This window comes from Variovorax flavidus (genome assembly GCF_030317145.1).
GTDB lineage: Bacteria > Pseudomonadota > Gammaproteobacteria > Burkholderiales > Burkholderiaceae_C > Variovorax > Variovorax flavidus.
The window spans coordinates 45,306-57,736 of the sequence record NZ_JASZYE010000012.1 but is presented as its reverse complement, the minus strand read 5'-3'; the positions used below and the strand labels follow the sequence as shown (position 1 = coordinate 57,736).

8 protein-coding genes are annotated in these 12,431 nt (G+C 66.1%); 6 read left to right on the top strand and 2 right to left on the bottom strand.

The genetic code is table 11. The features are described from left to right. Positions 1 to 257 precede the first annotated feature (257 nt). Together QTH90_RS28960 and QTH90_RS28955 are read right to left on the bottom strand one after the other, a co-directional pair. Positions 258 to 2,333 (bottom strand): TonB-dependent receptor, encoded by a 2,076-nt coding sequence (locus QTH90_RS28960; protein WP_286668026.1) that lies wholly within the window; start codon positions 2,331 to 2,333, stop codon positions 258 to 260. A gap of 2 nt (positions 2,334 to 2,335) precedes the next feature. Next, positions 2,336 to 2,848 carry a hypothetical protein gene (locus QTH90_RS28955; protein WP_286668025.1) on the bottom strand — a complete coding sequence of 171 codons (513 nt, stop codon included), beginning with the start codon at positions 2,846 to 2,848 and terminating at the stop codon, positions 2,336 to 2,338. On the opposite strand from QTH90_RS28955, the gene QTH90_RS28950 reads away from it, so the two are divergent. The 6 genes from QTH90_RS28950 (at position 2,835) to QTH90_RS28925 (ending at position 12,397) form a co-directional block, all read left to right on the top strand. Further along, the gene (locus QTH90_RS28950) at positions 2,835 to 3,458 is read left to right on the top strand and encodes a putative 2OG-Fe(II) oxygenase (RefSeq protein WP_286668024.1); all 624 of its coding nucleotides are present in this window, start codon (positions 2,835 to 2,837) and stop codon (positions 3,456 to 3,458) included. The two genes, QTH90_RS28955 and QTH90_RS28950, sit on opposite strands and share 14 nt — an antisense overlap. 3 nt (positions 3,459 to 3,461) lie before the next feature. Then, positions 3,462 to 6,023: a spermine/spermidine synthase domain-containing protein gene (locus QTH90_RS28945; protein ID WP_286668023.1), complete on the top strand. Its 2,562-nt coding sequence runs from the start codon at positions 3,462 to 3,464 to the stop codon at positions 6,021 to 6,023. Positions 6,024 to 6,200: 177 nt separating this feature from the next. Next, positions 6,201 to 8,435, top strand: coding sequence for a hypothetical protein (locus QTH90_RS28940; protein ID WP_286668022.1), 2,235 nt, complete (start codon positions 6,201 to 6,203; stop codon positions 8,433 to 8,435). Between the two features lie 16 nt (positions 8,436 to 8,451). Next, on the top strand, positions 8,452 to 9,261 hold the full coding sequence (locus tag QTH90_RS28935; protein ID WP_286668021.1) for a peptidylprolyl isomerase: 810 nt from the start codon (positions 8,452 to 8,454) through the stop codon (positions 9,259 to 9,261). Continuing rightward, positions 9,258 to 10,265: a HupE/UreJ family protein gene (locus QTH90_RS31630; protein ID WP_286668020.1), complete on the top strand. Its 1,008-nt coding sequence runs from the start codon at positions 9,258 to 9,260 to the stop codon at positions 10,263 to 10,265. Before QTH90_RS28935 ends, QTH90_RS31630 begins: the two co-directional genes overlap by 4 nt. Positions 10,266 to 10,333: 68 nt before the next feature. After that, positions 10,334 to 12,397 (top strand): bifunctional metallophosphatase/5'-nucleotidase, encoded by a 2,064-nt coding sequence (locus QTH90_RS28925; protein WP_286668019.1) that lies wholly within the window; start codon positions 10,334 to 10,336, stop codon positions 12,395 to 12,397. Positions 12,398 to 12,431 lie beyond the last annotated feature (34 nt).

Sequence of the window (12,431 nt, the reverse complement as noted above, 5' to 3'; positions counted from 1 at the left end):
CGAGCCGCCTGAACCGTTGAGCTTTGCGTCTCCTTGTCATTCAGGCTGTAGCGCTCTTGCGGAGATGCCCTCCTCCCCTCTACGCTACCGCTTGTCATTCGTTTCAAACAGTTCTCAATGGTCGCAAAGCGCTTCGTGGTGATCCTTGTTTCGAGTCGCAACTCCCTTGGCCAGCGCGCCCTCCTCCGCATGGCGCGGATCCGGCCGCGATACGGTCGGAAGTCCGCGACCTGGCGCACATGCAGTAGCCGCCGGTTCTAGAAAGTCCACTTCGCGCTGAACCGCGCGCTCCGAGGCTCCATGGGGTGAATATGTCGGTCCTCGATGCCTGCCCCGCATGTGCCGGCGACGACTTCGCGGGCGGTGCAGGAGGCATAGAAGTACTCGATGTCGTTCCCCTTCTTGCCCGCGAGGTTGAAGACGTCCAGACCGAGAGTCAGGTGCTTGTTGACCGCGTAGCGCGCACCAAGATTGAGCAGCGTATTGGCACTCGAACGCACGGTGTTGAGCGTGTCCAGCGCCCGAGGACCAAGATGGCGCAGCCACAGTGATGCGGTCCACGGCCCTTCGATGTAGGTCACGCCTGCGGCAATCACGCGTTCGACGGCGTTGTCGACATAGTTCCCCTCCCCTTCCGGCGGAATGCCCCGGAAGCGCGCGCGGGACAAGGCGGCGTCCACGTCGAGGCGCAGCGCGTCGTTGATCTTCCATCGCAGCGTCGCCTCGATGCCGCGGCGATCGCTGCCACGGCCGGGTTCCGTCGTGCCGGCATCGCCGACGAAGACCACTTCGGAATCGAGCCTGAGGCCCCACAGCGCGATCGTGGTCGTCAGGTCGTCGTTGGGCTGGAATCGCCAACCCAGTTCCGCGCCTTTGCCCTTGGCGAGTGCCGGCACGCGATCGGCCGGCAAGCCAGTCTGCGGGTCGACCGTGATGGTCGCTCCCCGCACGTCGTTGCTGTGAAAGCCGCCGCCCGCGTTGAGGTAGAACTCGTTCGCGGGTGTCAGCGTGAAAGCCAGCCCTGCCTTCGGGCTCACGAGCGTGTCGTGGCCGCTGCCGCTGTTGAGCGCACCGTAGACCGGTTCGCGACCCTGCACGTCGTAGAGCAGCACGTCGCCGCGCAGGCCGACGTATCCGCGCCAGCGATCATTGAAATAGACGAGCTGTTGAGCGTAGACGGAGAAGAGGTCTTGCGACACCTTGTCGTTGCGCACGGTGGCGAGGCGCTCGCGCGCCAGTGTGTCGTAGAGACCCACCTCGTTGATTCGATCGCCGCGCCATTGCGCACCGAAACTCAGCGCGCCGTCGAGTCCGCCGATCTTGTCGGGCCGCGTGTGCGAGGCTTGCGCGCCGAACACGTTGCGCCGATCGGTCTGCTCGAACTGGTCGCCATTGACCGGATCGTTGAGAAAATAGGTGAAGTCCGAGAAGAGGTCGAAGCGATAGCCGATGGCGTACGCATTGACCTGGGTTTCGCCGTCCGCGCTCTTGTCGAACCACTTGCCCGAAAGGCTCACGCGTTGCGACTCGCCCCCATCGGTCGGGTTGAGCGAGCCAAAGCGCGACAGCTCGCCGCTGTCGATGACGCGCTGCGGCACCTGATCGGTCGCCGTCCAGCGGCTCTTGTAGGCCATCCCGGTGACGGCGAATCCCTGCGTTGCGGATCCTTGCGAATAGCGCAGGACCGCGTTGGCCTTCCTGAGGTTTTCGGGCACCTCCCATGGGCCGTCGTTGCCGACGAGTTCGACGGCACCCAGCCACGTCTGATCCTGTACTGAACGCGATCCTGCGGCCAGAAGCCGGCGGTAGTTGTTGGAGCCGAGCGTGAGTTCCGCGAAAGGCGCGTCGAGCACGCTGAAGTAGTCGAGCGTCGCGCTTCCCGCCAGCGAGAAGTCGCCGTTGTCCGCGAAATAGGGACCCTTGCGGTAGCTCACCCCGGAGACCAGTTCGGGGATGAGGAAGTTGAGATCGGCAAAGCCTTGCCCGTGTCCATGCGTCGGCATGTTCACGGGCATGCCGTCGACCTTCATCGAGAAGTCGATGCCGTGGTCCAGGTTGAAGCCCCGGAGGAAGTACTGGTTCGCCTTGCCGTCGCCGGAGTGCTGGGTCGCGACCACGCCAGGGACTGCTTCGATGATGTCGCCGGGCCGGAGCTTCGGCCTGGCCTGGAAGACTTCGCGTTCGGCCGCTCCTTCGCTGGCGCTTTCGGCTGTTCCGATGGCGGCATCGCGCGGTCCCCGAACCTGGATCTCGGGAAGCGATGCATCCTGGGCGCAAACGGCCGAGCTACTGAAGAGAATGCCCAACCACAGGTGGCGCGAAAGTGCGCGCAATGTCAGGCTCTGCGCAGGAGCCACGCGAGCGCAGCGACACCGGCAAGGATTGCAACGGCGGTCAGGACCAGATCCGGAACATCCAGGCCACGTGATGCGGCGGCAGCTTTGTCGTGCGGTGCTGCGCTGCCTGAAGGGGCTCGCGACGATTCGGCGAAAGGCGTCAACACAGCGCTGCCCGGGCCGGCAGCCTCTTCTCGCTGCTGCGGCTTCGGCAAGGTCTGAGCGTCCGGGGAAGAAGGCGAAGGACGCATCGGCGTCCATGCCTGCGGCTGTGCCGGGCCGCTCGACTGCGTTTCGGCGGGGACTTCGAGCAGGTTGAAATCCAATTCCGCGCCATTCACCCAGGTTGACGCGCTGAGCGCCAGCAAGGTCAGGCCGATACGGGTTGAGCAATGGGTTCGATGCATGAATGATTGCTTTCCCGGCCGGTCATTCTGGGAAGCGTATATGACAGAACCGTGACCCCGCTCGAGCAGCGGCCGCATGACAATGCGGCCGATGGACGAAATCACAGGGCTCTTTCCGACACCGTTCATGCGCGTGCCGCAAGCGCTCGGCGCCGCGCTCGTGCACGGGCTGGTCGAGCACTTCGCATCGCAGGCTTCGCGGGACAACAACTCGTCCCCCAGTCTCTCGCACACATCGATGCTGCAGCCCGGCGACAGTCCGCTGCTGGTCGATTGCGCAAGCCTGATCACGCCCAAGCTGGTCGACTTCGGCGCACTCTTGTTCGGAGAGCGCATCGGGTGGTCAGTCAAGGAAATGTGGGTCAACGTGCTCGACACCGGCGGCCGGCAGGCGATGCACAACCATGCCAACAGCTTCGTGTCGGGCGTGTTGTACCTGACACCCACGCACCCGGATGCGCGGACCGTGTTCATGAAGTCGCCGGGCGGGCACGACTTCGCGTTCCGGAACGACCATGCGCAGACCACGCCCGGGCCCTACAGCGCCGACAAGTGGATCAGTCCCGCGCCGGAACCTGGCGACATGGTGCTGTTCCCGAGCTACCTGATGCACGCGGTGCCACCGAATCCCGGGGAGCGGCGAATCACGATGGCGTTCAACGCCATTCCCACCCGCCTGGATTCCTGGGGCTACAAGATCAGCTTCGGCGGCTGAGCGATGCGCCACCGTATCGCCTGCGGGTTGATGGTCGCGTCCGGCTTCGCCGGACTCGGCTACCAGATCGTCTGGACACAACAGAGCGCGTTGTGGCTGGGCCATGAGTCGGCCGCAGTGCTGGCCGTGGTGGCGGCCTTCTTCGGAGGGCTCGCATTGGGCTCACTGGCCATCGGCCCGCACGTCGTTCGCAGTGCACGGCCCGAGCGCTGGTACGCGGCGTGCGAAGTATGGATCGCCCTGTGGAGCGTGGCGCTGGCGTTGCTCCTGGCGCCGGTCAGCCAGGTCCTACTCGATGCCACCGGTCCCCAGCCGTCACCTCTCTGGCAGTGGACGGTGGCCTTCTTCGGCACCTTCGTCGTGCTGCTGCCGGCCACGGCCGCCATGGGAGCGACCCTGCCCGCCATGGAGCGCGTCATGGCACGGCTGGGTCACGAAAAGCAGGGCATCGCGGCCCTCTATGCCTGCAACACCTTCGGTGCGGTGATCGGTGTGCTCATCGCTGCATTCTGGCTGGTGCCGCAGTTCGGCCTAGCCCGCACGGCGGTGGCGTGCGCCTTGCTCAATCTGGGTTGCGCCGCGGCGGCTTTTGCACTGCCGCCGGCGGCGAGTGCGGGTGGCGTGCATGCCGCCACGCGCGCGGCAAGCCCGGCCGCCTTGGCGACGCTGGCCGCAACGGGCCTGTTGGGCATCGGCTACGAGGTGCTCGTCGTTCGCGTGCTGAGCCAGGTGGCGCAGGACACCGTCTACACCTTCGCGATGCTTCTCGCGGTGTACCTGGCGGGCACGGCGATGGGGGCCGCCGCGTGGCATCGCCTGAGCGCCAGCGCCGCCGATCCGGTCCGGGTTCTCAACGCCCTGTTCCGGCTACAGGCGACGACCTGCCTTCTCGGCACGCTGAGCTTGTGGGGCGCGGACCGGCTGCGGCTGGCCGTCGCCGAGCGCTTGGGCCCCGGCATGGCCTCGGCGCTGGTTTCGGAGGCCGCGCCTGCCGTCGCAGCTTTCCTTCTGCCGACCCTGGTGATGGGTGCGTTGTTCGCCCATCTCTGTGCACACGCACGGGCCGAGGGCCATGTCTTTGGGCGCGCGCTGGGTTTCAACACGCTGGGGGCAGCCGTCGCGCCTTTGCTGTTTGGCGTCATCCTGCTCCCGGCCTTGGGGCCGAAGCATTCGCTTTTGCTGGTCGCTGCGGGCTACCTCGCGCTGGCCCTGCCCGGCACAATAACGAAGCCGGCATTCTGGACGCCTGTGGCCGCACTGGTCGCGATCGCGGTGCTGTCGCCGCCACTGGCCTTCGTCGATGTGCCCGAGGGCGGACGCATTGTCAGCTACCGAGATGGCGCAATGGCTGCGGTGAGCGTGGTGGAAGACGGCGTCGGCGTCGCTCGGTTGCGCATCAACAACCGGCAGCAGGAAGGCAGCAGCGCCACGTTGCCCGCGGATGCCCGACAAGCGCTGATTCCCCTGATGCTGCATCCAGCGCCGCGGCATGCCCTGTTCCTGGGCCTTGGCACCGGCGTGACCGCATCATCGGCTGCGCAGGATCCCTCCGTGCAGGTCGATGCGGTGGAACTGCTGCCCGAAGTCGTCGAGGCGTCTGCCTATTTCACGCAAGCGCTCACGGATGGCAAGCCGAGTCCGCGACTGCATGTGACGGTCGCCGACGCCCGTCGCTTCGTGCGCACCACCGACCAACGCTACGACCTGATCGTCGCCGACAACTACCACCCTGCGCGCAGCGGCACCGGCTCGCTGTACACGGTCGAGCACTTTCGAGCGGTTCGCAACCGGCTGGCCGCCGACGGCGTCTTCTGCCAGTGGCTGCCTTTGCACCAGCTCGACATCGACACCCTGCGCAGCATCGTGCGTTCGTTCGTGGCGGTGAATCCGCGGGCACTGGCCGTGCTGGCGACCTTCAGCCTGGAAACGCCGGTGCTCGGTCTCGTGGCGCGCGCAGAGGATGGCCCATTCGACGTGGCCCGGTTGAGCGGGCTGGCCCACAAGCCTGCGCCCCAGCAGCGAGGCGGCTTCCGCATGGAGGATGCATTCGGCGTCCTGGGCAACTTCGTCGCCGGGCCGGCGGCGCTGGCCCGCTTCGCCAGCGACGCACCGGTCAACACGGACGATCATCCCGTGGTCGGCTACCGGGCGCCAAGAGTCACCTACGTGCCCGATTCGCAGCCGGGCGACCGGCTCGTCGCGCTGCTGCATGAGTTCGAGATCTCGCCTGCCGAACTTGTCGGCAGCGACGCCGACCCGGACCTGTCGCGCCGTCTAGCGGCCTATTGGGCGGCACGTGATCGCTTCCTCGAGGCCGGGCAGTCGGTGCGCCCCGTTGCCGATGTGCAGCGCATGCTGGCGCAGGTCCGGGAGCCGCTGCTGTCGGTCTTGCGGATCAGCCCGGACTTTCGCCCGGCCTATGACCCGCTGCTGCGCATGGCAGGGGTGCTCGCGCGCAGTGATCCTCGTGCTGCCCGCTCGCTGCTGGAGGATCTGCAGCGCGTCCAGCCGGCACGAGCGGAAGCGATGCTGGCGCTCCGGCAACTGGCCGAGCCCGCGCCCTGACGGGGCGCACGACCGTTCGTCGGCTCGCGGCAAGCGGTGCCTCGATAGCGGCCGCCCCGCCCTCGCTCTGTCACGGTCCGGTCATCGCAAATCACTACTTTCTATTGCCCCGGCAGCGTGAAGGACATCGCGCGGCTGGTTCTTCCCCTTCCAGTCCACCCTGACGGAGTTAAACCGATGAATCTCGTGTTCACGAAGAACCAGTTCGCCCTCGCCGCGGTTGCGGCGGCCGGCGCCGCGGGCCTGCTCGCCATGCCTGCGCCGGCCAGTGCGGGCGACAAGAGCTCCGGCACCTACGTGACCGGCGATTTTCACAATCACACCACCTGTTCCGACGGTTCGATCTCGATGCAGAAGCTGGTCAAGAAGGCCACCGACACGGCCGATACGCCGTGGGGCTTGGACTGGTTCGTGCAAGCTGGCCACGGCGGCAACGGCAATCGCAACTGCACGCTGGCCGAGGACGAGAGCCTTGGCACTCCTGCCTACCCCTACACAGGTCAAGGTCCGACGACGACTTGGACCGACAGCATTGGTGCGGCCAATCTCAAAGGCCTGAACGGCGGGGTCGGTGGCAACGGCAACATGTGGCGCTGGCAGTCGATCCAGGAGTACCAGTACCCGATCCTCGAATACCTGGCCCGCCTGCGCGACCAACCGCTTTTCATCGGCGTTGAATCCGTATCTGCGGGCCACGAGCACGTGTCCACGTCGGTCATCACCGGCCAGATGCCCAAATCCATCGATCGCGGACGCCTCCCCACGAAGCCGGGCTACACGCCTCTCGGCAATGCCAATGCCCTTGCGCAGTGGGAATACTGCTTCGATCGGAACGACACCGACACGAGTCGGGGTAACACCGTTGTGGGCGGCACGATCGGCAACAACTGGAATTGCTCAGTCACCGGCAGCGCAAATGCCGCCGATCCGAGCTGGAACGCGACCGCGCAAAAGCTCATTCCTGCGGGCGGCACTGGCACTGGCACGCGCGGCCATTTGAAGACGGTCGAAGCCATGAAGTGGATGGCGGAGCACCACCCGAACGGTTCCTACTATGTGCCCTCGCACCTGGAGCGCGCCGGCCCGTTCAATCCGGATGGCAACAACGGCTTCAATATCGAGCACCTGCGTGACTTCAACAACGCGGCGCCCAAGTCGGCCTTCGGCTTCGAGACGCAGCCCGGCCATGGCGCGTCATCCGATCGCGGCGAATACTTCCCCAAGCGCAACAACATTGGAGGCGTGCTGGTCGACTCCGTGGGCGGGACCACCTACGGAGGCACTGGCGTCTACGGCGCGCAGGTAGGCGGCGTGTGGGATGCGCTGCTGGGCGAAGGACGCAACTTCTGGTTCTTCGCAAGTTCCGATTGGCACAACCGCGGCATCTTCGGCCCCGATGATCGCCGCTCGACGCAGGACTTCTATCCGGGCGAGTACCAGCGCGACTTCGTGATGGTGCGCGACACCGGTGGACGAGGTCGCGACGACGACCGGCGCGGCCACGACAAGCCGCACGGCGGAGACGAGTTGACGCCGCGATCCATCGTCGACGGCCTACGCAGCGGCAACAGCTTCACGACCAGCGGCCAGTTGATCGACCGGCTGGCTTTCGTCGCCTGTGCGTCGTATCCGCGCGGACGGTCCACGCCGGCGCTCGACGCCGTGGGCAACGCGGTGGTCGAGGCGCTGGCCGTTGCCGCCGCCGTGCAGAACACCGACGTCGACCATGACGAGTGCGCCACCATGGGCGAGAAGCTTGTGGTGCGTCCGGGCGCAGAGATCATCGTCTCCGTGGTGGTGCGCGATCCTGCGGGCACCAACTATTCGCCGTACGCGTTTCCCAATCCGTCGCTTGCACAGGTCGGCATCAAGCAGCCGCTGAACAAGCCAGTGTTGGACCATATCGATGTGATCCGCGGGATGGTGAGCGGCTACAAGAGCCCGAGCGATCCGCTCCAGTACGCCGGTGAATGGCCGCGCGACTGGCTCACCAACCCGAGCCTCGCGAACGTGCCCACGGCGGCGAAGAACCCGACGGCTGCGGTCATCAAGACCTTCAACGGCGCGAGCTGGAAATCCGCCGGCGGCGACTTCCGCCGGATGACTTTCCGTCTGCCCGGCACCGTGTCGACATCACAGTACCTGCGCCTGCGCGGCACCAACCTGCCGCCCAGCGTGCCGCACGAGACCGATGCCAACGGCAACCCGTTGCCTGATCTGGTGACCAACGCGAGCAACGTCGCCAACCTGGCCATCCCGTGCAACGACGCCGCGTGCCCCGACCATCTTGCCGTGAATAACGGACAGAAGTACGTCAGCTACGACGTGGCCGCCTGGTCGGACCTCTGGTTCTACAGCAACCCGATCTATATCGAGGTCAAGGGCTCAACGCTGGTGGCCGGTGTCAAGTAGGGAGCCACAGAAGCGCATGGCAAGGACGCCCGCCTGGTTGCGCGAACCGCTGCTGCACTTCGTGCTGCTCGGCGGGCTGCTCTTCGCCGCCGACCACTACCTCGTATCGCGCGAAGACGACCCACGAACGATCGTGGTCGGCGCCGATGTCGATGCGGAAGCCCGGCGGCTGTTTGCCTCGTCGCGCGGGCGCCAGCCGAACCCGGATGAATTGAAGACGCTGCGCGAGCGCTGGGTCGACAACGAGGTGCTCTATCGCGAAGGGCTCGCGCTGCGTGTCGACCAGGGTGATCCCGCAATTCGCGAACGCGTCATCTTCAAGGCCCTGAGCGTCGTGGATGCCGGCGTCAAGCTGCCGCCTGTCGATGAAAAGGTTCTGCACGACTGGTTCGAACGCAAGCGAGCGAAGTATGACGAGCCGGCGCGTTACGACTTCCAGGAGGCCGTGGTGTCGCCGGACACCACGGAGGCCGCGTTGCGCGAGTTCGTCGGTGCCTTGAACGCCGGCACACCGGGCGATGCGAAAGCGGGACTGCGTGTCTTCAAGGGACGCCCGCGCGCCAACCTCGAGCAAAGCTACGGCGTAGATTTCGTGACGGCACTCGATTCCGCGCCGCAGGGCAAGTGGCTGGCGCAACCGACGAAGGACGGCCTGCGTGCGATCCGGCTCGATGCGGTCGCGCCATCGAAGGCAGCCGACTTCGAGTCGCTGCACGGCGTCGTGCTGCAGGACTGGACCGACTCGACCCTGGCCGACCAGCGCACCGCTGCGGTGCGCGCGCTCGGGCGGAAGTACACGGTTCGCTTCGAAGTCTCGACCCAATGAGCGGATGGTTGCGACGAGTGCTGCTGGGGGTGCTGGCCCTGATGCCTGCCGCGGTTGTCCACGCGCACGAGATGAGCATGGCCGAGATGGAACTGCGGGAAGTCTCCCGTGGCGAGTTCATCTGGCAGTGGGGTGCGGGCGACAAACGCCCGGCCAGCGAGGATCTCACGCCGGTCTGGCCCGAGGGATGCCGCAACATCGAGTCGAACGCGGTGCATTGTGGCGAGAGCGGCATGACGGGCACCCTGTCGATCGACGGCGTCGGCAAGCGCTACTCGGCCGCGCTGGTAAAGCTCACGTGGCTTGATGGCCAGACGCGCGTCTACACGCTCACCGCCGCCCAGTCGACGGTGCACCTTTTCGGATCGGCCGACGACAAGCGCGGCCTGGCACAGATCGCATCCGCCTATACCGTTCTGGGCATCGAGCATATCCTCACGGGCTGGGACCACCTGATGTTCGTGGTGGGCCTGTTGTTCCTCGTGGGATTCAATCGCCGGCTGCTGCTGACCATCACGGCCTTCACCGCCGCACACAGCCTCACGCTGGCTTGTAGCGCGCTGGGCCTGCTGACCTTGCGGCCGCCGCCGGTGGAAGCCACGATCGCCCTGTCGATCATGCTGGTGGCCGGGGAGGCCTTGCGTGGAGCCAACGCTAGCGCGCAGATGGCCGGCGCTCGTGGCCTTTCTCTTCGGCCTGGTGCACGGGCTCGGCTTCGCGGGCGCCTTGAAAGAGATCGGCCTGCCCGACAACTACCTCTGGGTCGCGCTGCTCACCTTCAATGTCGGCGTGGAGATCGGCCAATTGATGACGGTCGCCGCCGCGTGGGTGCTCTACCGCATCGTGAGGGACATGCCGGTGATGCCGATGGCGCGCCGCGCATCGCTCTACACGATCGGGACGATGGCGGCGTACTGGTCGTGCACGCGCATCGTGGCCATCCTCGCCTGACACGACGCCCCCGCGAGCGGGCGTCACCACACCGTCACCGGCGGCCTCGATAGTTCGCGCGTGAGTTCGCACGCGTGCTCACGACACCTCATTGGCGATCCAAAGACCCGGAGGGGAACTCATGTCGAAACACCGCTTCTCGCTCATCTGCGCGCTGACGATGGTTGCCGCAGGCATCGGTCCCATAGCCACCCAGGCCCACGCGCAACCCGATCCCAGGTCCCGCGTTTCGGACGACGGGGACAGGGACAAGGGTCGCGACAACGCCCGCGATCACGGCAAGGGCCGGGGTCATGAGCCAGGCCACGACCATGACAACGACCACCACGGCCGGCCGCCCGAGCCGATCAAGGTCAAGATCATCGGGTTCAACGACTACCACGGCACGCTGCAGACGCCCGGCACCTTCGGCATCAATACCTTGGTTCCGGCGGCCCAGCGACCCGCCGTGGGCGGTGCGGAGTACCTCGCCGCCTATGTTGCGCGAATGAAGGCGCAGAACGTCAACAACGTCGTGGTGGGCGCGGGCGACTTCATTGGCGCATCGCCTCTGGTCTCCGCCCTCTTCTTCGACGAGCCCGCCGTCGAAACACTCAACAGGATCGGCGTGGACTTCAATGCGGTCGGCAACCATGAGTTCGACAAGGGCTCGGCGGAACTCCGGCGCCTGCAGTCCGGCGGCTGCAAGATCACCGCGGGGGTGCCCGACCCGAACAGCTGCAAAGGACTGGGCTCGAATGCGCCGGGCACCTTCGACGGCGCACGGTTCAAGTGGCTGTCGGCCAATGTCGTCGAGACGGCCACGAACCGCACCCTGTTCCCGGCCTACGGCATCAAGTCTTTCCAGGGCGCAAAGATCGCGTTCATCGGGATGACGCTGAAGGGCACGCCCGGCATCGTGACGCCCACGGGCGTGGCCGGGCTGGAGTTCCGTGACGAAGCGCAGACTGTCAATGCCCTGATCCCGCGCCTGCGCGCCCAGGGTGTCGATGCGATCGTGGTGCTTGTGCACCAGGGCGGCTTCCAGACCAGCCCCAACGTCGGCGACATCAACGGCTGCGACGGCAACCTGAAGAACGCCGACGGCACCGACTCCGACATCGCCAACATCGTCAAGGGCCTCGGGGACGAGGTCGACCTGGTCATCAGCGGCCACACGCACGCCGCCTACAACTGCTCCGCCAACACTGTCGACGTGAGGAGCGTTTCCGGAGCCGCCGTCAGCACGCCGCGTCCGACTGGCCTTCCCAATCGCGAAGGACGGCTGGTCCCAGTCACGAGCGCGAGCGCCTTCGGCCGCGTTCTCACCGACATCGACCTCACGTTGCATCCCCGTTCGCACAAGGTGCTCGCCGTGTCGGCGACGAACCGGCTGGTGGATCGCACGGACGTCGCGATCAACAATGCCATCGCCGCGGACCCGAGCGTCAGGAACATCGTCGACGGGTACAACTCGCTCGCCTCGCCATTGTCCAATCAGGTCATCGGCACGATCGTCTCGGCACTGCCGAATTCGGCGAATGCCGCCGGCGAGATGCCGGCCGGCAGTTTGATCGCCGATGCCCAGTTGCAGGCGACCCAACCCGCGTCGCTGGGCGGTGCGATCGTCGCGTTCATGAACGCCGGTGGTGTGCGGAGCCCCGGGTTCGTGAACGCGGCTGCGACCTATCCATCCAACGTGACCTACGGCAACGCCTTCACCGTGCAGCCCTTCGGCAACAGCCTGGTGACCCTGACGCTGACCGCGCAGCAACTCAAGGATCTGCTTGAACAGCAGTTCACGGGTTGCAAGGGGCAGACAGCCCAACGTGTGATGCAGGTGTCGAACGGCCTGAAGTATTCGTGGAGCGCTGGGGCGCCGGCCTGCTCGAAGATCGTGAACGTGGTGCTGACGCCCACCGATGTGACGGTGACGCCACCCGTCGCGACCGGTGCACCGGACAACATCGTGGTCAACGGCGTGGTGCAGAACCCCACCAAGACCTATCGCGTGACCGTCAACAACTTCATGGCCACGGGCGGGGATGGATTCACGGTGTTGCTCGGTGGTACCAACACGCTCGGCGGTGCGCAGGACATCGACGCACTGACTGCCTACCTGAACGGAGGCTACAAGGCACCGAAGCCGGCCTACGACCCGGCGCTGCCGGCGCTGGCGATCCCGCGCATCACCCAACTGCCCTGACGGCGATCGAGATTGACCCCGGACACACGGACCC